At 35.9% G+C, this 26,220-nt stretch carries 28 protein-coding genes and 1 tRNA gene; 23 read left to right on the top strand and 6 right to left on the bottom strand.

The features are described from left to right. Positions 1–43: 43 nt before the first annotated feature. Together SB773_RS05910 and SB773_RS05905 are read left to right on the top strand one after the other, a co-directional pair. Positions 44–1,354, top strand: a complete 1,311-nt coding sequence (locus tag SB773_RS05910) for a DEAD/DEAH box helicase (RefSeq protein WP_002015172.1) — start codon at positions 44–46, stop codon at positions 1,352–1,354. Between the two features lie 247 nt (positions 1,355–1,601). Beyond that, positions 1,602–2,498 carry a deoxyribonuclease IV gene (locus tag SB773_RS05905; RefSeq protein WP_410588972.1) on the top strand — a complete coding sequence of 299 codons (897 nt, stop codon included), beginning with the start codon at positions 1,602–1,604 and terminating at the stop codon, positions 2,496–2,498. 19 nt (positions 2,499–2,517) lie between these two features. Here SB773_RS05905 and SB773_RS05900 read toward each other — a convergent pair whose 3' ends face one another. Further along, positions 2,518–2,772 carry a DUF2624 domain-containing protein gene (locus SB773_RS05900; protein WP_002088657.1) on the bottom strand — a complete coding sequence of 85 codons (255 nt, stop codon included), beginning with the start codon at positions 2,770–2,772 and terminating at the stop codon, positions 2,518–2,520. A gap of 151 nt (positions 2,773–2,923) precedes the next feature. Between SB773_RS05900 and SB773_RS05895 the strand changes: the two genes are divergently transcribed. From SB773_RS05895 to SB773_RS05880, 4 genes are all read left to right on the top strand, one after another. Continuing rightward, a complete protein-coding gene (locus SB773_RS05895) occupies positions 2,924–3,802 on the top strand; it encodes a YitT family protein (protein ID WP_002015168.1) in 879 nt (292 codons plus the stop codon). Between the two features lie 180 nt (positions 3,803–3,982). Beyond that, positions 3,983–4,753, top strand: a complete 771-nt coding sequence (locus tag SB773_RS05890) for a metal ABC transporter ATP-binding protein (protein WP_002015167.1) — start codon at positions 3,983–3,985, stop codon at positions 4,751–4,753. Then, positions 4,753–5,586: a metal ABC transporter permease gene (locus SB773_RS05885; RefSeq protein ID WP_002015165.1), complete on the top strand. Its 834-nt coding sequence runs from the start codon at positions 4,753–4,755 to the stop codon at positions 5,584–5,586. Before SB773_RS05890 ends, SB773_RS05885 begins: the two co-directional genes overlap by 1 nt. A 13-nt stretch (positions 5,587–5,599) precedes the next feature. Further along, positions 5,600–6,013, top strand: coding sequence for a Fur family transcriptional regulator (locus SB773_RS05880; protein WP_002015164.1), 414 nt, complete (start codon positions 5,600–5,602; stop codon positions 6,011–6,013). A gap of 85 nt (positions 6,014–6,098) precedes the next feature. Here SB773_RS05880 and ispG read toward each other — a convergent pair whose 3' ends face one another. The 3 genes from ispG to yqgB all read right to left on the bottom strand — a co-directional run bounded on the left by ispG (position 6,099) and on the right by yqgB (position 8,566). Then, positions 6,099–7,202: a flavodoxin-dependent (E)-4-hydroxy-3-methylbut-2-enyl-diphosphate synthase gene (ispG, locus tag SB773_RS05875; protein WP_161793976.1), complete on the bottom strand. Its 1,104-nt coding sequence runs from the start codon at positions 7,200–7,202 to the stop codon at positions 6,099–6,101. Positions 7,203–7,367: 165 nt separating this feature from the next. Continuing rightward, the gene (locus SB773_RS05870) at positions 7,368–7,733 is read right to left on the bottom strand and encodes a hypothetical protein (RefSeq protein WP_410588968.1); all 366 of its coding nucleotides are present in this window, start codon (positions 7,731–7,733) and stop codon (positions 7,368–7,370) included. 65 nt (positions 7,734–7,798) lie between these two features. Further along, positions 7,799–8,566: a protein YqgB gene (gene yqgB, locus SB773_RS05865; RefSeq protein ID WP_002034056.1), complete on the bottom strand. Its 768-nt coding sequence runs from the start codon at positions 8,564–8,566 to the stop codon at positions 7,799–7,801. A 19-nt stretch (positions 8,567–8,585) separates the two neighbouring features. On the opposite strand from yqgB, the gene SB773_RS05860 reads away from it, so the two are divergent. From SB773_RS05860 to glcK, 15 genes are all read left to right on the top strand, one after another. Next, on the top strand, positions 8,586–8,777 hold the full coding sequence (locus SB773_RS05860) for a hypothetical protein (protein WP_033728250.1): 192 nt from the start codon (positions 8,586–8,588) through the stop codon (positions 8,775–8,777). Positions 8,778–8,805: 28 nt separating this feature from the next. After that, positions 8,806–8,879: transfer RNA gene (locus tag SB773_RS05855), tRNA-Ile, on the top strand. A 223-nt stretch (positions 8,880–9,102) separates the two neighbouring features. Beyond that, complete coding sequence (gene sodA, locus SB773_RS05850; RefSeq protein ID WP_001052029.1) at positions 9,103–9,714, top strand: superoxide dismutase [Mn]; 612 nt, start codon at positions 9,103–9,105, stop codon at positions 9,712–9,714. A gap of 122 nt (positions 9,715–9,836) precedes the next feature. Beyond that, positions 9,837–11,114: an MFS transporter gene (locus SB773_RS05845; protein ID WP_002034060.1), complete on the top strand. Its 1,278-nt coding sequence runs from the start codon at positions 9,837–9,839 to the stop codon at positions 11,112–11,114. 109 nt (positions 11,115–11,223) lie between these two features. Then, positions 11,224–13,359, top strand: a complete 2,136-nt coding sequence (locus SB773_RS05840; RefSeq protein ID WP_410588965.1) for a peptidoglycan D,D-transpeptidase FtsI family protein — start codon at positions 11,224–11,226, stop codon at positions 13,357–13,359. A gap of 511 nt (positions 13,360–13,870) precedes the next feature. Next, positions 13,871–14,788, top strand: a complete 918-nt coding sequence (locus SB773_RS05835) for a PstS family phosphate ABC transporter substrate-binding protein (protein ID WP_002138359.1) — start codon at positions 13,871–13,873, stop codon at positions 14,786–14,788. Between the two features lie 27 nt (positions 14,789–14,815). Then, the gene (pstC, locus tag SB773_RS05830) at positions 14,816–15,766 is read left to right on the top strand and encodes a phosphate ABC transporter permease subunit PstC (RefSeq protein ID WP_002088646.1); all 951 of its coding nucleotides are present in this window, start codon (positions 14,816–14,818) and stop codon (positions 15,764–15,766) included. A gap of 1 nt (position 15,767) precedes the next feature. After that, a complete protein-coding gene (gene pstA / locus SB773_RS05825) occupies positions 15,768–16,634 on the top strand; it encodes a phosphate ABC transporter permease PstA (RefSeq protein WP_002088645.1) in 867 nt (288 codons plus the stop codon). A 28-nt stretch (positions 16,635–16,662) separates the two neighbouring features. Then, positions 16,663–17,478, top strand: coding sequence for a phosphate ABC transporter ATP-binding protein (gene pstB / locus SB773_RS05820; RefSeq protein WP_002088644.1), 816 nt, complete (start codon positions 16,663–16,665; stop codon positions 17,476–17,478). A 327-nt stretch (positions 17,479–17,805) separates the two neighbouring features. After that, the gene (phoU, locus tag SB773_RS05815; protein ID WP_002015145.1) at positions 17,806–18,462 is read left to right on the top strand and encodes a phosphate signaling complex protein PhoU; all 657 of its coding nucleotides are present in this window, start codon (positions 17,806–17,808) and stop codon (positions 18,460–18,462) included. Positions 18,463–18,807: 345 nt separating this feature from the next. After that, complete coding sequence (locus SB773_RS05810; RefSeq protein WP_283749519.1) at positions 18,808–21,162, top strand: sugar phosphate nucleotidyltransferase; 2,355 nt, start codon at positions 18,808–18,810, stop codon at positions 21,160–21,162. 68 nt (positions 21,163–21,230) lie between these two features. Next, positions 21,231–21,380, top strand: coding sequence for a 50S ribosomal protein L33 (rpmG, locus tag SB773_RS05805; RefSeq protein ID WP_001265616.1), 150 nt, complete (start codon positions 21,231–21,233; stop codon positions 21,378–21,380). 105 nt (positions 21,381–21,485) lie between these two features. Beyond that, positions 21,486–22,064 (top strand): 5-formyltetrahydrofolate cyclo-ligase, encoded by a 579-nt coding sequence (locus SB773_RS05800; protein ID WP_410588960.1) that lies wholly within the window; start codon positions 21,486–21,488, stop codon positions 22,062–22,064. A 104-nt stretch (positions 22,065–22,168) separates the two neighbouring features. Further along, a complete protein-coding gene (locus tag SB773_RS05795; protein WP_002122542.1) occupies positions 22,169–22,363 on the top strand; it encodes a YqgQ family protein in 195 nt (64 codons plus the stop codon). Between the two features lie 177 nt (positions 22,364–22,540). After that, positions 22,541–23,524 carry a glucokinase gene (gene glcK / locus SB773_RS05790; RefSeq protein ID WP_002088641.1) on the top strand — a complete coding sequence of 328 codons (984 nt, stop codon included), beginning with the start codon at positions 22,541–22,543 and terminating at the stop codon, positions 23,522–23,524. An 80-nt stretch (positions 23,525–23,604) separates the two neighbouring features. On the opposite strand, the gene SB773_RS05785 is transcribed toward glcK, so the two are convergent. Further along, positions 23,605–23,778, bottom strand: coding sequence for a DUF2759 domain-containing protein (locus SB773_RS05785; protein WP_002015138.1), 174 nt, complete (start codon positions 23,776–23,778; stop codon positions 23,605–23,607). A gap of 170 nt (positions 23,779–23,948) precedes the next feature. Here SB773_RS05785 and SB773_RS05780 point away from each other — a divergent pair, with 170 nt between their 5' ends. Beyond that, a complete protein-coding gene (locus SB773_RS05780) occupies positions 23,949–24,578 on the top strand; it encodes an MBL fold metallo-hydrolase (RefSeq protein ID WP_002034035.1) in 630 nt (209 codons plus the stop codon). 9 nt (positions 24,579–24,587) lie between these two features. Continuing rightward, complete coding sequence (locus SB773_RS05775; protein WP_131246335.1) at positions 24,588–25,700, top strand: class I SAM-dependent methyltransferase; 1,113 nt, start codon at positions 24,588–24,590, stop codon at positions 25,698–25,700. 151 nt (positions 25,701–25,851) lie between these two features. Here the strand turns inward: SB773_RS05775 and SB773_RS05770 are convergent, their stop codons facing one another. Then, positions 25,852–26,142: an ArsR/SmtB family transcription factor gene (locus SB773_RS05770; protein ID WP_000894375.1), complete on the bottom strand. Its 291-nt coding sequence runs from the start codon at positions 26,140–26,142 to the stop codon at positions 25,852–25,854. Positions 26,143–26,220 lie beyond the last annotated feature (78 nt).

Raw genomic sequence — 26,220 nt, 5'->3', positions numbered from 1 at the left:
CTGATTTGTGCGCAGTAGAAATTTTAGAAAGAAGGTGTAACTTATGACACTACAAACTTTTACACAGTATGATTTTAAACCATTTTTAATAGATGCAGTTCGTGAACTACGCTTTACAGAGCCAACAGGAATTCAAAAGAAAATTTTCCCGGTCGTGAAAAAAGGTGTGAGTATAATTGGACAATCCCAAACTGGTTCTGGGAAAACACATGCATACTTACTTCCTACATTAAACAGAATTGATGCAAGTCGTGAAGAGGTACAACTTGTTATTACAGCGCCTACTCGTGAGTTAGCACAACAAATTTACGAAGAAATTGTGAAACTAACAAAGTTCTGTGCAGAAGATCAAATGATTACAGCACGCTGTTTAATTGGTGGAACTGATAAACAACGATCAATTGAAAAGTTGAAAAAACAACCTCATATTGTAGTTGGAACGCCAGGACGTATTAAAGATTTAGTAGAAGAAAAGGCGCTATTTGTTTATAAAGCGGATACTATTATTGTCGATGAAGCGGACTTAATGCTTGATATGGGATTCATTCAAGATGTAGATAAAATTGCGGCACGTATGCCTAAAAATCTGCAAATGTTAGTTTTCTCTGCAACAATTCCTCAAAAATTAAAACCATTTTTGAAGAAATATATGGAGAATCCAGAACATATTCATATTAATCCGAAGCAAGTTGCAGCAGGAAATATTGATCATTACCTTGTGCCTTCAAGACACCGTAATAAAACTGAATTAGTGAAAAATATGCTACTTCAATTTAAACCATATTTAGCAATTGTCTTTACAAACACAAAGAAGAAGGCTGACGAAGTAGCCGATGGATTAGCAGAACGTGGATTAAAAGTAGGGCGTATACACGGTGATTTATCACCACGTGATCGTAGAAAAATGATGAAACAAGTTCGTGATTTAGAGTTCCAATACATTGTCGCAACAGATTTGGCGGCACGTGGTATTGATATTGAAGGAATTAGCCATGTTATTAACTATGAACTTCCACCAGATTTAGATTTCTTCGTTCACCGTGTTGGAAGAACTGCACGTGCGGGTCATTCAGGTATTGCAGTGACGATTTATGATCCAGCAAATGAAGAAGCGTTAGATAGTTTGGAAAAACAACGTCATATCGAGTTTAAACATGTAGATTTACGCGGAGATGAATGGGCGGATTTAGGTGACCGTCGTCGTCGTAAGAGCCGTAAAAAACCAAGTGATGGACTAGATGTTATGGCAACAAAAGTTGTTAAGAAGCCGAAAAAAGTAAAACCAAACTATAAACGAAAACTTGCAACAGAACGTGACAAAGTGAAGAAAAAATATAGCAATAAAAAAAGATAAGGGATTTCCCTTATTTTTTTTATCTCACTGCTTGAGAGAAAGTCGATTAATGTAGACTAATAATTAGTGCGGGGTAGAAAAAACGTTGACTAAAGTTTCGCTTTATTGGGTTAATTTAAGTATAGAGTTCAGATTGTTTGAATAGTCTGTTTGATTTGTAGTGCCTTTTGTGTGAACAAACAATTCGCTACATATTTCTACAAATTATGCTATCATTATATCTAGTGTATATTGAAGAGGTGATTGTATGTTAAAGATTGGATCTCATGTTTCTATGAGTGGTAAGAAAATGTTATTAGCAGCAAGTGAAGAGGCTGTTTCATACGGTGCAACGACGTTTATGATTTATACAGGTGCACCGCAAAATACACGAAGAAAACCAATTGAAGAATTGAACATAGAAGCAGGAAGAAAACATATGGAACTAAACGGTATTGAAGAAATTATCGTACATGCGCCATACATTATTAATCTTGGGAATACGACGAAGCCAGAAACATTCCAATTAGGTGTAGACTTCCTTCGCATGGAAATTGAAAGAACATCGGCATTAGGTGTAGCGAAACAAATCGTTCTTCACCCAGGTGCGCACGTTGGTGCAGGAGCGGATGCTGGTATTCAACAAATTATTAAAGGGCTTAATGAAGTATTAACGCCAGAGCAGACGGTTAACATTGCGTTAGAAACGATGGCAGGAAAGGGAACGGAATGCGGTCGTAGCTTTGAAGAAATTGCGAAAATTATTGATGGTGTGAAATATAATGAAAAACTATCTGTATGTTTTGATACGTGTCATACGCATGATGCAGGTTATGACCTTGTAAATGATTTTGACGGTGTGTTAAACGAATTTGATAAAATTGTTGGGATAAATCGTTTACAAGTACTTCATATTAACGATAGCAAAAATGTATGCGGAGCTGGAAAAGACCGTCATGAAAATATTGGTTTTGGTCATATTGGCTATAAGGCATTGCATCACATTGTGCATCACCCACAACTTACGCACGTACCAAAAATTCTTGAAACGCCGTATGTAGGTGAAGATAAAAAAGATAAGAAGCCACCATATAAATTAGAAATCGAAATGCTGAAAAATGGTACTTTTGATGAAGGGATTCTTGAAAAAATTAAAGCACAATAAGGAGGGGATTTTCCCCTCCTTATTTTAATAGCTGCTGAAATAAAATATTTACTTGTTGGGCAGTGGCAGGAGTAGTTACTTTAGCGATTTGTTTTAACAAATCTAGTCGCTCGGTATTATCGTAAATGTTAATGTTTTTCCCTTTCATAAGTAAAACGATTTTATCAGCTTGTGCAGTTGTGATTGGAACTTCGTATTCTTTACTATATTTCAATAGTTCTTTTGTAGAAATATGATTTAATTTTTTGTTCACAATTTGTTTAATGAGGTTCATCGTGTTGTCCTCCTTCACACGTTCTTCTATCGAAATATATGTACGCATAGCTTGTACATATTCGTATCAAGGTGCATTTTTTCAATGGGGAAAAGAAGCTTATGTTATAATATAAGAACAAAACTATAGATAAAGAGTATAAGGAGGACTTATGGAAAAAAAGCAACATCGAAAAGAAAGTGTTATTCATCTTGTATATCGTTTAGTTATGATTGTCTTTGGGGCAGCGTGTGCGGCGGTAGCGATTGAACTGTTTTTAATGCCAAATAAAATTATTGATGGTGGAATTATTGGTATTTCTCTTATATTAGATTATCTTACTCCTAATATTTGGTGGTTAAGCTTTTCTACTTTAGTTGTTATCCTCAACATTCCTTTTATGTACTCCGGGTATAAGCAAATTGGAAAAACATTCATGTTATCTTCAGCATTTGGAATTGTAGCTTTAGCATTTATTGAATCAACGTTGCATGCTATCCCGCCATTTACAACAGAGCCGATTTTAGCAACAGTTTTCGGCGGTCTTATTTTAGGGATTGGTGTAGGACTTGTTATTCGTCATGGTGGATCGTTAGATGGGACCGAGATTATGGGAATTCTATTAACGAAGAAATTACCGTTTTCTGTTGGTGAATTCGTAATGTTTGTGAACTTATTCATTTTTGCATGGGCAGCATTTGTTTTTGGTGTTGAACAAGCGATGTATTCTGTTATGACGTACTATATCGCATTCAAAACAATTGATACGGTAATTCAAGGATTAGACGAAACGAAAGCAGTTTTAATAGTATCGGATCAATATGAGGAAGTATCAAATGCGATTTTACACCGCCTTGGTCGTGGAACAACAAAACTTGTTGCTAAAGGTGGCTATACAGATAAAGAAAAAGAAGTTATTTATGCAGTTGTAACACGTCTGGAAGTGACGAAGTTAAAATCAATTGTGCATGAAATTGATGAAAACGCATTTGTTACGATTATGAATACACAAGAGACAAATGGTGGTAAGTTTAAATCAGCAATTCACTAAAAAGTTAATTGTAATATCTTTTGAAAGCAGAGAATTATTCTCTGCTTTTTGTTATAATAATAAGGTTTCTTGAAATAAAGAATATATTTTAGGCAGATTGGTTTACAACTATAATAAGCTGTACTATAATTCAAATAGAGATAAATCGGAATCATTCTGAATTAAAATAGGTGAGATGCTATGAATAATATATTGGAAATAGAAGGATTAACGTTTCGGTATGAAGATCGCAACGTGTTAGAAGATATTAATTTGCAAGTTCCGAAGGGAGCTTTTTTAGGTTTAGTTGGACCGAATGGTTCAGGGAAATCGACTTTACTTAAATGCTTATTGGGTGTTTTAAAACCAAAGCAAGGAAGTATTAGATTGTTTGGCATTGATAGTAAGAAATTTAAAGAGTGGAATAAAGTTGGTTATGTATCCCAAAAGGCAAGTAGCTTTAACTCAGGTTTCCCGGCAACTGTTTTCGAGGTTGTTTCAATGGGGCTCGTTTCGAAAAAAGGGCTTTTTCGCTTTTTTACGAAAGACGATAATGCGAAAGTAGAAAAAGCGATTGCTGATGTAGGTATGAGCGAGTTTCGAGGTCGCAACATTGGAGAACTTTCTGGTGGACAACAACAGCGTGTATTTATTGCTCGTGCACTTGTAAGTGATCCGGAATTGCTTATTTTGGACGAGCCTACTGTTGGGATTGATGTGAAGAATGTGGCAAGTTTTTATGAGATACTAGAGGATTTAAACAAAAGATTGGGAATTACGTTAATTCTTGTTACGCACGATATGGGTGCTGTGACAGAGAAGGTGACGCATGTTGCATGTTTGAATCAGCATTTACATTTCCATGGGAATGTAGAGAAATTCCGAGAGTTAGAAGATGCAGAAATGTCGATTTTATATGGACATCATGTTCATCGCTTAGAACATGAACATGGGCATCACGGGAGGATATAATGATACAGGATTTTTTACAATATGATTTTTTACGTAATTCCTTATACGCTGGTATTTTGATAGGGCTTGTCGCACCACTTATCGGCGTGTTCGTTGTAATTCGCCGCATGTCGCTTATTGCGGATGCATTAAGTCATGTGACGTTATCCGGAATTGCAGCAAGTTTATTACTTGAAAAGACAATCTTTACCGGTGGGTTTTTAAACCCTTTATATATGGGGATGTTTTTTTCAATCGGTGGAGCATTGCTAATTGAAAAATTACGTACTGTATATAAACATTATCAAGAGTTAGCAATCCCGATTATACTTTCAGCAGGGATGGGGATTGGAGTTATCTTCATCTCACTTGCTAATGGATTCAATACGGATTTATTTAGTTATTTATTTGGTAGTGTAAGTGCTGTAACAAGTGCGGATTTAATTATTATTGGTATAGTAGCAATTGTTGTTATTGCGACGATTGTTTTATTATACAAAGAGTTGTTTTTACTATCATTTGATGAGGAATACGCTGTATCAACCGGTTTAAGTGCAAAGTGGATTCACTTTATCTTCATTATATTAGTTGCTCTTGTAATTGCGGTATCAATGCGTGTTGTAGGTGTTCTTCTCGTATCATCTTTAATGACGTTACCAGTTGCAGCAAGTATTCGTATTGCAAAAGGATTTAAACAAACAATTTTCTTTTCCATTTTATTTGGTGAAATTGCAGTAATTGGTGGAATGTTTGCTTCGTATCAACTTGATTTAGCTCCAGGTGGTACAATTGTTATGATAGCGGTTCTTATTTTAATTGGTGCAATTTTATGGAAGAAGAAAAAAACTGCATAAAGTAGGGATAGGTATGAATCTAACAGAAGCTTTACGCCTAATGAAGGAAAAGGGATACAAACATACGGGGAAAAGGGAAGAGATGCTGAGATTATTCGCAGCTCATAATCGTTATTTAACTGCGAAAGATGTTTTAGAGCATATGAAGGGTGATTATCCAGGACTTAGTTTTGATACGATTTATCGTAACTTAACGGTTTTTGCTGAAGTCGGTGTTTTAGAGCAAACGGAATTAAATGGTGAAAAGCATTTCCGTTTTACATGCTCCATTATGGAACATCATCATCATTTCATTTGTTTAGATTGTGGTGGTACGAAAGAGATTAATTCCTGCCCGATGGATTTTATGAATAAAGATTTTAAAGGTTATGAGGTAACGGGGCATAAGTTTGAAATATATGGTCGTTGCCCAAAATGTGCAAAATGAGAGGGCTCGTCAGTTATATAACTGACGAGTTTTTAATTTGAATGTAAAAAAAAGGTTGCTCACAAAAATTGTGGCAACCTTCTTTTTATTGTTCTTGTTTTTCTTTTTCTTTTTCTCGTTCGGCAGCCATTTCAGCAGCGATTACATCAATTTCTTTTTTCAGTTCTTCTACCATTGTTTCTTCTGGTACTTTACGAACGACTTGCCCTTTACGGAATAATAAACCTTCTCCGCGTGCACCGGCAATACCGATGTCAGCTTCACGAGCTTCACCAGGACCGTTTACGGCACAGCCGAGTACTGCAACCTTAATTGGAACTTTAAGTGTGGAGATGTATTCTTCGACTTCATTAGCAATGCTAATTAGGTCAATTTCAATACGACCACAAGTTGGACAAGAAATAAGTGTTGCGGCATTAGATGCAAGACCGAATGATTTTAATAGTTCACGTGCAACTTTTACTTCTTCAACTGGATCAGCGCTTAAAGAGATACGAAGTGTATTTCCGATGCCTTTACTTAAAATTGCTCCAAGACCGGCGGCGCTTTTTACAGTCCCAGCAAACAATGTTCCTGATTCTGTAATACCTAAATGTAATGGATAATCAAAAGCGCGAGCAGCTTTTTCGTATGCTTCAATTGCTAAGTTAACATCAGAGGCTTTCATTGATACGATAATATCGTGGAAATCTAAGTCCTCTAAAATTTTAATATGGTGCAGTGCGCTCTCGACCATACCATCAGCAGTTGGATATCCATACTTTTCTAAAATATGACGTTCTAATGAGCCGGCATTTACACCGATACGGATTGGAATGCCACGCTCTTTCGCTGCATTTACAACAGCTTCTACTTTATGGCGACGTCCAATGTTACCTGGATTGATACGTACTTTATCAATGCCGCCTTCGATTGCTTTTAAAGCAAGGCGGTAATCAAAATGAATATCAGCAACAAGTGGAATGTTGATTTGTTTTTTAATATCAGCAATAGCATTTGCTGCGCGTTCGTCTGGAACAGCAACACGAACAACTTGACAGCCAGCTTCTTCTAAACGTTTAATTTCAGCAACTGTAGCCTCAACATCATGCGTTTTTGTTGTCGTCATACTTTGTATAATTAATTCATTGTTACCGCCAATTGTTAAATTACCGACTTTAACTGGACGTGTTTTTGTGCGTTGAGTCATTTCATTCACGAATTGATCGCTCTCCTTATAAAAGAAGTTTCTTATTTTAGTCCCTTACATCAATGATAGTATGTGTGAGAAAGGGCTATAGAAACCAAAGTACTCGGTTTCACTTTTACTATTGTATCAGCGCCTTTATGTAATTGACAAGGATTAAGTGATTGCTTATTGATATAAGGGGAATTTATAAGACTTTCCAACTTGGATTTTTGTAGCAGATGTATTTTTATTTAATTGCTTAAAATCATCAATTACTTTTTCAATAGAAGGAATTTTTTTCTTATTAATCGCTTCTGTAATAGAAAGAACTGTATCGCCAGTTTTTACTTCGATTGCTTTATAAGCTGTATCCGTTTCTTTTTCTGTTTCTGTCTCTTTATTTTGTTTTGTATCTGTATTTTCTTTTTTTATCGTTTGGGCAGCAGATGTTTTTTTGTATGAACTTAACATCGGTAAAGTACCGATTTTTATGTCGTAATAAAATATATAACCGAGGACAAGCACGAATAAGAGTACACCTAATCTCTTCATATCCTTCACTCCTTTGCTAGGAATATATGCTTGTCCAAAAAAAAAATGCCTATTTAGGCATTTTTTTATAGTTCTTGTTTTTCTTTCGGCTTTGGAACTTCTTTAATTGTTAAGTATAGAACGATTAAAACAACTGCAATGTAAATGAATGTTGCGCCAGGTACGTTTATTTTGAATAAATCCATAATCATAAAGAAGATTGTTGGAATTGTGTAACTGTAAGCAGTTAATGTCCAAACTTGTTTATAAGATAATTTGCGTTGACCGCTCATCGCAGAACCGATGAAGGCAAGCAATGTAACTCCTACAAAGGTAATAAATAATTGGAACAAGTACAGTAAGAACCCAATAACGAATAATAAGATTGGATAAATACTGTCAAATAACGAAATGAAATCTTGTAAATCTTTTTTCTCAAGAGATGCGCCTAATAAGTCATTATAGGAGTATGTTTGTGTTTGACCATTCCCCATGGAGACTACTTTATCTTTTAAAACAAATAAACCTGTTTTATTTTGATATTTTTCTAAGTCTGTTGAATTTGGATCAAATACGAAAAGGGCATTTCCATCTTCTTTTTCGATAGGTTGATCAATATCAGCTGTTAGCTCGCCATTTTCAATTTTAAAATCAGGTAAATCTTTTTCGATTACTTTATTTACCATGTTAACACCATCTTGAATAACGCTACCGTACAAGAAAGTTCTTGGAATAGTAGTGATTAGGCAAAGAAGCATAATATACAAAATGGTTTTACCGATTTTTTGAAAACGGAAAAGCGCCATATCTTTAGGCGAATATACGCTTTTTGCTAGCTGTGTAAAAATGGACATAGATTCACTTCCTTTATGTATGTATAAAATCATTGTAACGTACGAATCTAGAGAAGCTCAAGATATATTATATTTACATATAGTAGAGAAGACTAAATTCCTTCTTATTAATTTACTTCTTTTAGTAGAGAAAAATACAATTGACACTTTTCTTTCGTATATGGTAAATTTATCTTACATTTTTCAAACGATATATCCGATTGGAATTTAGTTGTTTTTAATGGTACATACATAATCGTGGACCCTTAGCTCAGTTGGTTAGAGCAGACGGCTCATAACCGTCCGGTCGTAGGTTCGAGTCCTACAGGGTCCATATCCATTTCATATGTTTATTATGTCAGCAGGAAGCTTCCTTGTAGAAGGAAGCTTTTTTTCGGAATATATGAGCATTTTAATTGAAAAGAAGTGGGAATTTTGCTACTTTAATGATAGCAAGACAAAGCGATTTATTTGTTTGCACCCTATGGCAATTAGGGTAGAATGAAGTTGTAGGTCACATATGTAGTGACAATACATAAACCGGGAGGAATATAACAATGGCAAAACACGAATTACCAAATTTACCTTATGCGTATGATGCTTTAGAACCTCACTTTGATAAAGAAACAATGAACATCCATCATACAAAACATCACAACACGTATATTACAAACTTAAACGCTGCTTTAGAAGGTCATGCAGAATTAGCTGACAAAAGCGTTGAAGAATTAGTTGCAAACTTAAACGAAGTACCTGAAGCAATCCGTACAGCAGTACGTAACAATGGTGGCGGACATGCTAACCATACATTCTTCTGGACAATCCTATCTCCAAACGGCGGGGGACAACCAGTAGGCGAACTTGCAACTGCGATTGAAGCGAAATTCGGTAGCTTCGATGCATTCAAAGCAGAATTCGCAAAAGCTGGCGCAACTCGCTTCGGTTCTGGTTGGGCTTGGTTAGTAGTAAACAATGGTGAGTTAGAAGTAACAAGCACTCCAAACCAAGATTCTCCTCTAACTGAAGGTAAAACTCCAGTTATCGGTTTAGATGTTTGGGAGCATGCTTACTACTTAAATTACCAAAACCGTCGTCCTGACTACATCGGTGCATTCTGGAACGTTGTAGATTGGAACGTTGCTGAAAAACTTTACCAAGAAGCAAAATAATTAAAGTTAATACAGCTAGAAAAAAGCTAGGGGGTTTTCTCCTAGCTTTTTTCTATGTTCTCTTTTTACATAATTGAGCTTGTCTTTGGAAGACTAGAACATGAAGTAAAGGAGAGTTGTGTATGAAGTGGAAACATGTAATCGGTGATGTTGAAGTGAATCGGGATTTAGTATTATTGCTCGTTATAGGAGGTTTATACACGCTCGCAATTTCTTTATCGAATACGTTTGTAAACATTTATTTATGGAAGCAAACACAAAATTATGTGAATCTGGGCTTGTATAATTTGGCCAGCGTTGTATTGCAGCCTGTAACATTTCTTGTGGGCGGGAAATTAGCGAAACGTATTGATCGCTCGATTTTATTGAGAATCGGTGTAGGCACGTTAGCTGTTTTTTTTATCGTCGTTTTAGTAGCGGGAAAAAGTGCATCTCACTATATTTTATTAATGGGAGCCCTTTTAGGAGTTGGTTATGGTTTTTATTGGCTCGCTTTTAACTTGTTGACATTTGAGATTACAGAACCAGAAACAAGAGATTTTTTTAACGGTTTTCTAGGACTTCTTACATCGTTCTCTGGAATGATTGGACCGATAGCAGCAGGATATACAATTTCACGTATGGAAAAATGGAGTGGTTATACTGTCATTTTCTTCCTCTCGTTAATGCTATTTGCGGTTGCAGTCGTTCTAAGCTTTTTTTTATCGAAGAGGGAATGTGAAGGACGCTATGAAATTGTGCGAGTATTGAAAGAGCGGCAAGTTGATGAAAACTGGGGAAGAATTACGCGCGCTCATTTCTTCCAAGGTTTGAGAGAGGGAACGTTTATTTTCGTTATTTCGGTATATGTCTATTTAGCATCTGGTAGCGAGTTAGCACTAGGGAAATATAGTTTAGTGAATTCTGCAGTATCATTTGTATGCTATTATTTAGTTGCTCGTATGTTAAAGAAAGAATGGCGAAAAAAAGCAATTTTACTTGGCGGTATTATTTTATACGCGGTTGTATTTTTAGTTATTTTTAATGTTACATATACGAAATTACTTATTTATGCAGCATGTATTGCGGTTGCATATCCGATTTTACTCGTTCCGTACGGCTCAATGACATACGATGTAATTGGTAGAGCAAAACAGGCGAGAGAATGGCGTGTAGAATATATAGTGGTCAGGGAATTATGGTTAAATGCTGGAAGAATTTGTTCCATTTTAAGTTTTTTATGTGCTGTCATATTCTTTCCACCTGAAAAAAGTTTACCTTTCTTACTATGTATTTTAGGAGCTGGACATTTTCTTATTTATTTTGCAGTTAAAAATGTCAAATATGATGAGGGGAATGTGAACAAAACCAGTGTTGTAGCGCAAGGAAGCACGCAGAATCAAACTGAACCAGAAGGTTAACTTATCGTGTGTTTTATGCTAGAATAGAAAAAGATGTAAGACAGCAGTGAGGGCACCTGTATGAAGGTGTCCCTTTCACATTACATAGCTGTTGGTAGAGGGGGTTTGTATGAGCAAGAAGCAGAAGAAGAACCAGACAAAGACAAAAACCCACGTTCCCTTTCGGTTAAACGTGTTGTTTTTTTGCGTGTTTTTAATGTTCTCCGCGGTTATTGTAAGGCTTGGATACGTACAAATTGTTCGTGGTGAGGAATATAAAAATGAAGTTGAGAAGAAAGAAAATTCAACGATAAGTAATCCTGTACCACGCGGGAAAATATTTGATCGTAATGGAGAAGCGGTCGTAGATAATGAGCCTATTCGTACAATTACATTTACAAAAATGAAGGGATCAACTGCAGCAGATCGCTTAGAAACGGCGAAAAAGTTAGCAGATTTAATTGAAGTCCCAACAGATAAGTTAACAGATCGCGATAAGAAAGATTATTGGCTTGCTTTACATAAAGAAGAAGCAGAAGCGAAAATCACAAAAAAAGATCGTGAAGAGTTTAAAGCGAATAAAATTGAAGATAAAGAACTAGATGAACGTCAACGAAATCGTGTAACAGAAGAAGAGATTAATCAATTGTCAGCAAAAGATTTAGAAATATTGGCGATCAAAAGCAAGATGGAAAGCGGATATGCAATGACGCCGCAAATTGTTAAAAAAGGTGCAACAGAAGAAGAATACGCGATTATTAGTGAAAATTTAGCGAAATTACCAGGCGTAGATACAAATGTTGACTGGGAGCGAAAATATAAATATGACGATATGTTCCGAAGTGTACTTGGTGGTGTAACTTCTTCTGATGAAGGGTTGCCGAGAGAACGACTAGATTACTACCTTGTTCGTGATTATAATCGTAACGATCGCGTAGGGAAAAGTTACCTTGAGCAACAATATGAAGATAGCCTACACGGTACAAAAGCTGAAGTAAGAAATGTTACAGATAAAGAGGGTAATATTTTAGAAACTATTAATGTGTCACAAGGACAACGAGGTAACGATCTGAATTTAACGATCGATATGAAATTACAACAGCGCGTAGAAGAAATTCTTACAAAAAACTTAATGAGATTTAAAGGGAGCGAACCTCTTTTAGACCGTGCATTCGTTGTAATGATGAACCCGAAAAATGGTGAAGTTTTATCTATGGCGGGGAAACAATTAGTGAATAAAGACGGCGAAACGAAAGTAGAGGATTTTGCATTAGGAACGATGACAAGTTCTTATCCGATGGGTTCAACTGTAAAAGGTGCGACATTACTTACGGGATATCAAACTGGCGCGATTCAACCTGGATCTGTACAGTTAGATGAACCAATTAAATTAAAAGGGACACAAACAAAATCATCATGGAAAACGATGGGATACATTAATGACCTGACAGCGTTAAAAATGTCTTCTAACGTTTATATGTTTAAAACAGCGATGAATATTGCTGGGGTTCCATATGTGCGAGGCGGTACGTTAGATATACCACAAAAATCATATGATACTATGCGTTACTATTTCGGTCAATTTGGACTTGGTGTAAAAACTGGCATTGATTTACCGAATGAAACGGCTGGACAAAGAGGTAGAACAGATCAGATACCAGGTTTCTTATTAGATTTATCAATTGGACAGTATGATACGTATACACCGCTTCAATTAGCGCAATATATTTCGACGATTGCGAATGGTGGATATCGTATGCAACCGCAAGTTGTAAAGGAAATCCGCGAGCCATCGGCGAAGCCAGAGGAAGTTGGAAAAGTTGTTCAATCGATGGAACCGAAAGTATTAAATCGTGTTGATATGCCTGAATCACAAATTAAACGTGTTCAAGAAGGCTTTAGACAAGTGTTTAACGATACAGGTGGTACAGCTACAAAATACTTTGCAGGTGCACCGTATAAAGCCGCTGGGAAGACAGGTACAGCTCAAACTGTATATGGCGGAGATAAAGAGATTGGTAGAAATGCAAAAGGTGAGCGTGTTGAAACATATAACTTAACATTAGTAGGTTATGCGCCACTTGAAGATCCAGAAGTAGCATTTTCTGTTGTTGTCCCATGGGTACATGATGATAAAACAGGAATTAATGGATATATCAGTCGTGAAATTATGGACGCTTACTATGATTTGAAAAAACAAGCATTAACTGGTGAAGCTCCGCAAGATGAAAAAGCGAAAAAAAATAAAAATCAAGATGATGAATAAAAAAGTTGTAAAAAAAGCACACTATCTGAAAAGATAGTGTGCTTTTTTTTATGCCTTACGCATATGGTTTAGTAAATGTGGACAAGCATAAAATATTGAAAAAACATGTAGTTTCAAAAACGATGAACACAACAAGATTAGTGCATACGCTCTAAGTTTGTTGTGTGTGATAGGCGATAGCAGTTTTATCCTGCGTTTGAGGGCGGTAAAACTCCCACCTCAAAATTCAGCTGGAGCAAAGAAGAGCTCTGCTGCCTGTAAACGTCCGATTGGTGAGGGTTAATAATCAGTGGAGGATGAACAAAACCCCCACTGATTAAAGTTTCACTTTATGGATGATTAGAAAATTTCCTGCATCTAAAGTACAAAAGTGAAAATAAAGTTTGTGTATACAGTTGTTTTGTGGGACTTTACAAAACTTTTACAAATAATTAAAACCGAATTAATAGTTTAGCAGTATTCTTATATCTGTAATCCTGTTATTTCCGGTTACTTCTAGGAGGAAGAACACGTGAAATGGATGAGCGCATCGATTAAAGTTTTGACATTATCGACATGTTTCCTTTGTTTTAATATGTCTACTGCATTCGCTACAAATGAAATGGGAGAAGTGAGAGTTGATGGATCCTCAACGGTTTTTCCCATTATAGAGGCAGTAGCAGAGGAATATACAAAGGCCCATCCAAACGTGAAAATTTCTATTAGTATTTCTGGGACAGGGGGAGGATTTAATCGTTTCAGTAAAGGAGAAGTAGATATAAACAATGCTTCGAGATTGATGAAACCGGTAGAAGAAAATGCAATGCAGAAAAAATCCATTCAATTTACACCATTTGAGGTTGCTTATGACGGTCTAACGATTGTTGTGAATCGTCAAAATACGTGGGTAAACAATATGACGATAGACGAGTTACGTCTATTATGGAGTGAAAATGGAAGATTGAAACGATGGTCACAAATTCATTCATCATGGCCTCGTGAACAAGTTAAATTTTATGCGCCAGGCGTAGACTCTGGTACTTATGATTATTTCCAAAATGTTGTCTTACAAAATAATCGCCTTGTAAAAACGGTTTCTTTGTCTGAAGACGATCAAGTTATTATGCAAGGGGTAATGAATGATAAAAATGCCATTGCTTTTGTAGGATATGCTTATTATATGGCCAATCGAGATAAGGTAAAAGCAATACAGGTGGATGGTGTATTTCCAACGAAAGAGACCATTCAGTCGGGTACGTATAAGCCATTATCTAGGCCGCTATTTACGTATGTGAATCATGCATCTATCAGAAATAAAATTAATGTAGCAAATTATGTTGAGTTTATGATTAAGCATGTTGGAAGCCTTGCTGAAGAGGTCGGATATGTAAAATTACCAAAAGAAAAATATAATGAACAGCTGCGAATGTTAACAGAAATAAAAAGGTAATGTCAGGGTGGAAAGGGGTTTTCATCTTTGGCTCATAATGACAAAAGTCAAATTACATTTTCTGTACAACATTTGATTGAGAGAAATACAAATAGAAGAAAAAAAACGCAGCGAATCAATCGAATTGTTCCGTTAATACTAAAAGCCATTGCTAGCGTGTCCATTGTAACGACACTTGGAATTATTATTACGTTGGCAAATGAAACAATCATGTTTTTTCAAAAGATATCATTGTATTCTTTTTTGACAGAGAAGGAATGGTTACCTTTTTTTGAAGATCCAAAATTCGGTATATTACCACTTATATGTGGAACAATCCTTGTAACAGCAATTGCCATGTTCGTAGCAATTCCTATTGGTTTAGGTTGTGCCGTGTTTTTAAGCGAATACGCTTCGAATGGCGCTCGGAAAATATTAAAACCGTTGTTAGAGCTACTAGCAGGCATCCCGACAATTGTATATGGTTTTTTCGCGTTAACAGTTGTCACACCACTTTTACAACGCGTTATACCAGATTTGCAGTTTTTTAATGCTATTAGTCCAGGTATTGTTATAGGGTTTATGATGATACCGACGATTGCGTCTCTCTCTGAAGATGCGATGAGAGCTGTAGCGAAAGGAATTAAAGAAGCCTCATTAGCGCTAGGAGCAACTCGTTTTGAGATGGTAAAACAAGTGGTGTTTCCATCGGCTTTTACGGGCATAATGGCAGCGATTATATTAGCAGCTTCCAGGGCAATTGGTGAAACGATGATTGTTGTTATTGCAGCTGGATCAACACCTAATGTATCGATAGATCCGACTCATTCTATTCAAACATTAACAGCCTATATTGTACAAGTGAGTTTAGGTGATGCTCCGCACGGAACGATTACTTATTACAGCATGTATGCTGTAGGTGCAACGTTATTTATGTTTACTTTTATTATGAATATCATTTCGCAATATATTATGCGCCGTTTTAGGAGGTTGACATAATATGCGAATGTTAAACCATAAGAACATACAAGAAAATATGGCATCGCGTTTTTTAAAGGATCGGATTTACAAGTGTTTGTTTTATATAGCAATTTTGTTTTCAGTAGTAATACTTTTTATATTGCTTTTTCAAATTTTTGAAAAAGGTATAAGTTATCTTTCAATAGATTTCTTTACAAACTTCGCCTCACGTAATCCGAGAGAAGCTGGGATTGTCGCTGCTTTGTCAGGAACAATACTATTTATGAGCATTGTTATACCAGTCTCTTTTATATTTGGAGTCGGAACAGCTCTTTATTTAGAGCATTATGCGAAGGAGTCCGTTTTTAAAAAGTTAATTGAATTAAATAATCAAACATTAGCAGGGGTACCTTCCGTTGTGTTTGGTTTACTCGGGTTAACTATTTTCGTATACGCTCTCCATTTGGGAGAGAGCATAATGGCAGCGGCACTGACGATGAGTTTACTCGTCTTACCAACTGTTGTTGTAGCTAGTCAAGAAGCGATTAGAACTGTGCCGAGCTCATTACTAGAGGCTTCTTACGGATTAGGTGCTACGAAATGGCAAACGATGTATCAAATTGTATTGCCAGTCGCTTTGCCAGGGATTGTAACGGGATGTACGTTAGCGGTATCGAGAGCAATTGGTGAGGCAGCACCATTATTAGTTATTGGGGCCCTTGCCTTTGCAAATTATGTTCCGTTCAGTATGTTTGATAGATTTACGGTTTTACCAATTCAAATTTTTAATTGGATGAGTAGACCACAAGAAGAATTTCAGTATGTAGCAGCAGCTGGGATGATTGTTTTGTTAGGATTGTTGCTCTTTATAAATATATTTGTCTTATGGTTACGAAATCGAAAATAAGTTGGAAGTGGATGAAAGGGGAATTCAAATGGTAGCAACAGTAGTAAATGTACAGGTGAAAAATGAGAAAAAGATTGAGACAGCACCAAAAAAAATAGTATTTGATACGAAAAATTTAAATTTATGGTACGGAGAAGACCATGCTTTAAAAGATATCAACTTAAGTATTCATGAGAATGAAGTAACAGCGATTATCGGTCCAAGTGGTTGTGGGAAATCAACATACTTAAAAACGCTAAATCGTATGGTAGAGTTAGTGCCTATCGTTCGAACTACGGGCGTTATCGAATATAGAGAACGAAACATATTTGATAAATCATATCCGGTTGAAGAATTACGTACGCATGTGGGTATGGTGTTCCAAAAGCCAAATCCATTCCCAAAATCTATTTATGAAAATGTAGCATATGGTCCGAAAATCCATGGTGTTCGTGACAAAAAAACACTTGATGAAATTGTTGAAAATAGCTTGCGCGGCGCAGCTATTTGGGATGAGTTAAAAGATCGTTTGCATGATAATGCATACGGTTTATCTGGTGGTCAGCAACAACGTCTATGCATTGCACGCTGCTTAGCGATTGAGCCAGACGTAATTTTAATGGATGAGCCAACATCGGCGCTAGATCCAATTTCAACATCAAAAGTAGAAGAATTAATTCAGGAGTTAAAGAAAGATTTTAGTATTGTTATCGTAACGCACAACATGCAACAAGCAGCACGAATTTCAGATAAAACTGCTTTCTTCTTAAGTGGAGAAGTTGTGGAATATACAGATACGAACAAATTATTTACAACACCTGCAGATAAGCGTACAGAAGACTACATTACAGGACGATTTGGTTGATATCGCTAGCAAGGCTAAGAGTAAATGCCCTCTTAACAGAGGGCATTTCTCATTTTCACCTCATTTTAAATAGGGGAGTAATATTTCTCTTTTCTCAAGGCTTAATAAACATACAAGAGGCTGGGTAGGGGATTTATCCCGCTATTTGCCGGGCAGTAAAACTCCCAACTCAAAACTCGGCTGGAACAAAGAAGTTAGTTGGGAGTCGGGCTGCCCATAAACGCCCGATTGGTGAAGGCTAATAATCAGTGGGGGATGAAAAACCCCCACACTGATTAAAGTTTCACTTTATATAAAATGGCACATAATATTGAGGGGGAAGAAATGATGGTAAGAGAACAGTTTCAATGTGATTTAAAAACGTTACAGCAAAAGGTGATCGAGCTTGGTGAGTTAGCAAGTGGAGCTTTATTGATTGCTATGGAAGGTCTTCACAACAGGGATGTAGAGAAAGCGTTAGAAGTCATTGATGGGGATTATCGCATGGATAATTTAGAAGAGGAAATAAATGACCTTGCGCTTATGCTTATTACAAAGCAGCAGCCTGTAGCAAGTGATTTAAGAAGAATTTTCATTTCAATTAAAACAGCGACAGATTTAGAACGTATTGCAGACCATGCTGTTAATATTGCGAAATCAACAATTCGTCTTGGTGAAAAAGAAGTGGTTGTTAGTTTGCATAATCTTGAGGAAATGTTTGAGATTGCTCATAAGATGTTAAATTTAGCATTAGAAGCATATGAGCAAGAAAATTTAACTTTTGCTAAACAAATTGCTGAAATGGATGATTCAGTTGATGAAATTTATGGGAAGGCGATTCGTGAATTTATTTCATCTATCCCTGGACAACCAGAAGCGATTACACAAATTACACAACTATCCTTTGTTGCAAGATATATTGAGCGTGTAGCAGACCATGTTACAAATATTGCCGAGAATGTATTTTATGTAGTAAAAGGAAAGCATTATTTATTGAATGAGTAGGGGGAAAAGTAGGTGATGAGAAATCACCTGCTTTTTTTAGTCAAAACATGACAAAAAAAGCTCGTTGTTTCCTTTAGTCTATGATGATAAGATGTATCATAATTAATGGGAAAATAAGTACATATATGTTAGTTACGTCTTATTAATTATTTTACCAAGTTAATCGTAAGCGCTTTCTTTTTGATGGGAGTTAAAAGGTACATTTATTTATAAAGTGAGGCTTTAATTAGTGGGGCTGTCTCTCGCTGATTGTTAGATCATACCAAACCGGACTTTTACTGCAGTTAATGTGGGGTAAATGATATACGGAGTTCTTGAACATTATATAAGTGGAGGCTGAAGTATATGAAGGGGGTTATTTTAGCTGGAGGAAAAGGGAGACGCCTTAGACCATTAACATGTAATACTCCAAAACCGATGTTACCATTGTTAGAAAAACCAGTTCTTGAATATAATATTGAATTATTACGTCAGCATGGTGTTCGTGAAATTGCAATTACAGTTCAATATATGAGTACTGCCATTAAGCAATACTTTGGTGATGGTAGTAAGTGGGGAGTTAACTTGTATTATTTTGAAGATTCTCCTCCGCTTGGAACAGCAGGGAGTATTAAGCAAGCGGAAAGTTTTTTAGATGAAACATTTGTTGTTATTAGTGGGGATGCACTAACTGACTTTCAATTATCAGAAGGAATTGCATTTCATGAACAGAAGAAGAGAATGGTAACGATGTTTGTGAAAGAAGTAGAAAACCCACTTTCATTTGGGTTAGTTGTAATGAATAAAGAACAAGAAATTATACGATATATAGAAAAGCCGAGCTGGAATGAGGTAGTTTCTAATATTGTGAATACAGGTATTTATATAATGGAGCCAGAAATCTTTTCTTACATACCATCCATGGAATTTTCGGATTTCAGTCATGATGTGTTTCCGTTATTGGCAAATAAAAATGCTTTATTTGCATATTTATCAGAAGACTATTGGCTAGATATTGGTACATTTGATCAATATCGGCAAGCTCAATTCGATTTGTTGACGAAAAAATTGAAGGTGCCTATTCCATATACAGAAGTATTACCAATGGTGTGGATGGGAGAAGGTGTAACGATAGGAAAAGGGACGAAAATTCATGGTCCTTCTTTTATTGGGGAAGGAGCAATGATTGGTGCAGGGGCTGTAATTGAACCGTACTCTATTATCGGGAAAAATAGTATCGTTTCAAGTTATTCTCATCTTCAAAAAAGCATCATTTTTGCAAACTCTCATATAGGGAAAAATTGTGAGTTGTTAGAAACAACAATAGGAGATCATACAATGGTCGAAGATGATGTTACACTTTTTCAAAAAAGTATTGTAGCGGATCATTGTCATATAGGGAAAAGTACAGTAATTAAGCAAAAAGGAAAAATATGGCCATATAAGGAGATAGATAGTCATTCTATAGTAGGTTCTGCCGGTGTTAAAGAGAGTGAAAAGAGTGCAGGATGGTTACAAAAAAGCCGGATTGTAGGAAGGGGTAATGTTGAAATTACTCCTCAATTTATTGTGAAAGTTGCAATGGCTTATGGATCTCTTTTTGCTAAAGGAGAGAGTATATTGATTGGAAGTCAGGAAAATATAGAAACAACTTCCTTTAAAAATTTATTCCTCCATGCCATTCATGGCAGCGGGATTCATACGATGGAATGTAAAGAAATGAATGAATCGCTTTTTCAGTATGCCATTCATAATTTGCAATGTGCAGGTGGAGTTTTCGTTCAAGTGGAAAGCGAAAGAGGAATTGTTATACAACTGTATGGCAAGGAGGGCTCGTTTTTAACGTATAAGCAGCAAAAAGCGATAGAACAAGTATATATGTCTGAGTCGTTTTATTACGCTTCTGAGAAAGAAATGGGGCGAAATAAGCTAGTTCACGTTTCTGTAAATAATTATGTAGAAGCTGTGTTAGAGCGTATTGATATTGAAACGATACAAAAACAGAAGTTTCATCTTCTTATTAATAAGAGAAATGATATGTTACAACATTTACTTATGATCTTTCTACAAAGGCTTGGATGCACAGTTACATGGATTTACGCGAGTGAACAAAAAGATCATGTGAAAGCTCTGATGAAATCGAGTAAAGCAAATATGGCGCTTATGTTTTCTGAACACGGAAATCGCTTCGAATTATATGACACTCACAGTAATATTTACCAAGGAACTGATTTTGAAGAAGTAGATATTCCAGATTTATTACTCGAATCAGCAGATAATGTTTACCCAATGTCTTTGAAATTAGGGGAATGTTATCTCCTCTTTTATATGCATAACGAAAAAAACTCTTTTCAATTAAGATGGAAACGAGATATTTTATATCGAATTGGAAAATTATTCGAATTAATAGCGTTGCAAGGAAAAACATTACTTAGCATAGCAGAGCAATCACCGCCACTGTATCTACTTTATGATGAAGTTGTATGTTCATGGAAGGAAAAAGGGAAAGTAATGAGGAAATTATTGGCCGATATGGAAAGAAAAGAAGAAGGTATATTTGAAGGGATACAGTTCAAATATACCGAAAAAGAGTGGTCTTATATCGTTTCTGACACAAAACAACCGAAATTTTTAGTGTATTCGCATGCTAGAAACCCAGTAATAGCAAGGGAAAACATGAAAAATCTTATAGAAAAAATTAGACAATATCAAAAGGTGTAGAATTTTTATTTTAAAAGTGGTATTATAGTATAGTCTGATTTAAGTTATTAGTACTGGAGGGAATAAGAATGCGTGTGAATATTACTCTAGCATGTACAGAATGCGGAGATCGTAACTATATCTCAAAGAAAAACAAACGTAACAACGCTGAGCGTATCGAGCTTAAAAAGTATTGCAAGCGTGACAAGAAGTCTACGTTACACCGTGAAACAAAGTAAGCAGTAGGAATATTTTCCTACTGTTTCTTTTTTTTATGCGATTCCTACGTAAAAGTGATACACTATCTTCGTAGAGTAAAGTGTCACTGCAAGGGGGAAAAGTGTGTGAAAGAAGAGAAAATACGTTTACGCAAACAAATAATAGAACACATGAATTCTTTATCTGAAGAACAGTATACAACTTTATCGGAACAAATTGCAGTTTCGGTGTATGGACAAAAAGAGTGGGTTGAAGCTAAAACAATTGGAATCACTCTCTCGATGGAGCATGAAGTGAATACATATCCTATTATCGAAAAAGCTTGGGAAGAAGGAAAGAAAATTGTTGTTCCGAAGTGTAATAAAGGGGCAAGAACGATGTCTTTCCGACAAATTAGTAATTTTAATCAATTAGAAACAGTATATATGAATTTACGTGAACCGATTCCAGCGCTTACGGAAGAAGTGAATGCGTGTGAAATTGATCTTCTTATCGTGCCAGGAGTAGCTTATACACAGCGAGGGGAACGGATTGGATATGGCGGTGGCTACTATGATCGTTATCTCGTGCACTATAAAGGGAAAACGCTATCATTAGCTTATAATTTTCAAATTGTAAAACATATTCCGGTAGAGCCATTTGATAAAAATATAGAAAAAATTATTACAGAAAAAGGAACAATGGTTATAAATGGGCTTGTATAGACAAATAAAAATTGACGAGACTTTTTCTTCTTGATTATAATAAAATATGTGAACGTTTTCTTATTATAATTTTTTTATAGTAAGTGAGTATAGAGGGTGATGAAATGATATCCATTTATGATATTCAGCAATTGCTAAAGAAATTTGGCACGATTATTTATACGGGTGATCGAATCGCTGATTTACAATTAATGCAAGATGAATTGCGTGAATTAAATCAATCACAGCTAATCGATCCACAAGACTATCAAACAGCTTTATTTTTGTTGAAGCAAGAAATTCAAAAAGAGATAAAGTGAAACTTTAATCAGTGGGGGTTTTGTTCATCCCCCACTGATTATTAGTTGAACCAATCGGGCGTTTACGGGCAGTTGATCTCCCACCTAACTTCTGTGCTCCAGCTGAATTTTGAGGTGGGAGTTTTACTGCCCGTTAATGCGGGATAAATAAGAAATAGATAAAGGTAGGTACGTAACATGGAAGAGAAATGGTTAGTTGGTGTTGACCTTGGTGGGACAACGATTAAATTAGCATTTATTAATGTGTACGGTGAAATTTTACATAAGTGGGAAATCCCTACGAATACAAATGAACAAGGAAAACATATTACACTTGATGTAGCGAAAGCTATTGATAAAAAGTTAGAAGAATTAGGTGAATTAAAAAGTAAGCTAATTGGTATTGGTATGGGAGCTCCTGGTCCTGTACATGTGGCATCTGGAATGATTTATGAAGCGGTTAATTTAGGATGGAAAAACTATCCGTTAAAAGATTTACTAGAAGTAGAAACGGGATTACCTGTTGTTATTGATAATGATGCAAACTTAGCGGCGCTTGGTGAAATGTGGAAAGGTGCCGGTGAAGGAGCAAAAGATTTAATTTGTATGACACTTGGCACTGGTGTTGGTGGTGGTGTTATCGCCAATGGTGAGATTGTACATGGTATAAGCGGTGCTGCTGGTGAGATTGGACATATTACAGTTGTTACAGAGAACGCTTTTCCATGTAATTGCGGGAAGTCGGGTTGTTTAGAAACGGTAGCCTCTGCAACAGGTATTGTACGTGTTGCTATGCAACAAATACAAGAGACAGATAAAGAAAGTGTTTTACGTTCTATGTTAGCAGAAGAAGGGCTTATTACATCAAAAGATGTGTTTGAAGCGCTTGGACAAGGTGATGAACTAGCAGGTGAAGTAGTGGAAAAAGTAGCTTCTTATTTAGGATTAGCTGTAGCGAACCTTGCTAGTACGTTGAACCCAGAGAAAATCGTAATTGGTGGTGGCGTATCTAAAGCTGGAGATTCACTATTAGAGCCAATTCAACGTTATTTCGAGCAATATGCTTTCTCTCGTGCTGTAAAGAGTACGAAGTTAGCAATTGCAATACTTGGTAATGATGCAGGTGTAATTGGAGGAGCGTGGCTTGTAAAAAAGCACAAATACGAGGCGAAGATGATATAAGTAGTGAATAATGAAAAGAGGAAGGGGCCCCCTTCCTCTTTTTATGCAAGATCTTGTTGGAGAATAAAAATGTAAATAGATTAAGCTGTTGGTGGGTACCCATTATATAGAACAGTCATGATTGTAAACCATCCGAAAACAAGTACGGTTGCAATAGCGAAGCCGCCCGCGAATAAGTTTTTTTCGCGAAGTGTTCTAAGCGTAGCAAATACAGCTAACAGAGTGACTAGCGTAAAAATAATAACAAGGCCCATACAATATCCTCCTCTGTCTACTCATTCCTTAGAATGAGTTTTTAGAATATTTACTCTTTTATATTGTACATGTTTTAAAAATGATTGTCGAGATAACACGCCTTCTTTTCCTAAGAGAAAGAAATGTTGTATCATTAAAAGTAAATTAAATAACTGGAGGAGATTTTCATATGAAATGGATACAAATGCCTTTAGGCCCATTACAAACAAATGCTTATATTTTAACGAATGATCAAAATGAGTGTATTATTTTTGATCCTGGTCATGAAGGAGAGAAACTTGTTACATATTTACAGGAAGCGCAGTTAAAGCCACTTGCGGTTTTATTAACACATGCTCATTTCGATCATATTGGTGCTGTTGATGCCGTGAGAGACGCTTTTCATATTCCGGTATACGTACATAAAGAAGAAGCGAATTGGTTAGGCGATGCAACTGTGAATGGCTCGCAAATTTTTATGATGAACCGCAGTATTACAGCAAAACCAGCAGATCATATTATTGACGAAGAGGGTACATTAACGATCAGTTCTTTTAGTTTTGAAATTTTTGAGACACCAGGACATTCTCCAGGAAGTATTTCTTATTATAGTAAAGAAGCGAATGCTGTATTTTCTGGAGATGTATTGTTCCAAATGAGTATTGGAAGAACGGATTTACCTGGTGGAAGTTTTGCTGAATTAATTGGAAGTATTGAAGAGAAATTATTTGTATTACCAGATGAAACAGCGGTGTTATGTGGACACGGTCCAGAAACAAGCATTGGTTTTGAAAAAGAAAATAATCCATTTTTACAATAAGGAGTCATTATGGGGATGGAGCTCAATTTAAGAGAATGGATGGGAAAAGAAAAGGATCATTCGATTTCATATAGTACGTATATGAACCTCGTATTATATGCAGAGGAACATGGGTATTATATGAGAGAACGTGAAAAAATTGGAAGACAGGGAGATTTTTTTACGAGTAGCAATGTATCTTCTGTATTTGCGAAGACTTTTACTAAGTTTTTTATTCGGCTTGTTGAAAAGGGAGAAGTTTCTCCAAATATTTGTGAGATTGGTGGGGGAACAGGAAAGTTTGCCTATGATGTTTTACAAGAATGGAAACAATTATCTCCGGAAACCTTTATCAATTTAAACTATTCAATTATTGAAGTGAGCCCTTTTCATAGAAGGCTACAACAGGAGAGGCTTTGCTTATTTGATAATGTGTCGTATTATACATCTTATATTGAAATGGGAGAGTCTTTCGAAGGAATTATTTTTTCGAATGAATTATTTGATGCGTTTCCTGTTGAGATAGTTGAGAAAAGAAATGGAATTTTGTATGAAGTACGTATCACGTATACAGATGAGGGAAACCTTACAGAAGTATTTAGACCGATAGAGAAAAGAGTCGGTCGTTACTTATTGAAATATAACATTCATATTGCTGAGGGACAGCGCTTTGAAGTGCCTATTGCAATGGAAGAGTATATAGAAGAGATTGCGAAATGGTTTCAGAAAGGTATATGTATTACAGTTGATTATGGATATACAAAAGAAGAATGGATGCATCCTGCACATCGTGAAGGAAGTTTAAGAGGATATTATAAGCACAAGCTAATTCGTAATCCTCTTGCATATCCAGGAGAAATGGACCTTACTACGCATGTTCATTGGGATGAGTTGAAGATGAATTTTGAGCTACAAGGAATTAATACGATATGGCATAGGAAGCAATCAGAGTTTTTGTTAGCAGCAGGAATATTAGATCAGCTTGCTAGCCATCAAGATACCAACCCTTTTTCTGAAACTCAAAAACTAAATAGAGCTATTCGCTCTATGATTTTGAACGGAGGATTAGGTAATGCTTTCGATGTTGTTATACACACAAAAGATATGAAGAATTTACTTTTGAATCAATATTTAACAATATGAAAAAAAACAAGACACAGTATTTTCTGTGTCTTGTTTTTTAATACGACTTTTAATTATGTAGCATTATATATTTTCTCTCATGATATATATTTATATTAAAGATATGAGATGAAAAATATAGAATACACTCTTTTTCTCTGTCTATAGGTCCCTAACCTAATAATACGCGAACGAGTTGAATGATTGTTTCGTTTTCTACTTTGTAGTAAATTTCCAATCCTTTCCTTTCACTAGAAACGATTTTAGCACTTTTTAACTTTGCTAAATGCTGTGAAATTGTAGATTGTGGCATGTTTAAGCCTGTGTACATTGTAGAAACGTTGCTTGGGCCACGTTCAATTAATCCCTTTACAATACATAAGCGAACAGGATGAGCAAGCACTTTCAATAATTCTGCATTGCTTTCATATAGTTCTATTTCTTTTTGAAAGGTTTCTAACATGTTCTTTTCCACCTCCGTGTGAGCTGTTATACCATACTATACATACCAAAAAATCAAAGAAAAGAAAACAGTTGTTGC

Origin of the sequence: Bacillus sp. SIMBA_074 (assembly GCF_046534555.1) — a bacterium.
GTDB classification, from domain to species: domain Bacteria; phylum Bacillota; class Bacilli; order Bacillales; family Bacillaceae_G; genus Bacillus_A; species Bacillus_A mycoides.
The sequence above is the reverse complement of the archived record's forward strand: the minus strand, read 5'-3'. Positions and strand labels throughout refer to the sequence as shown.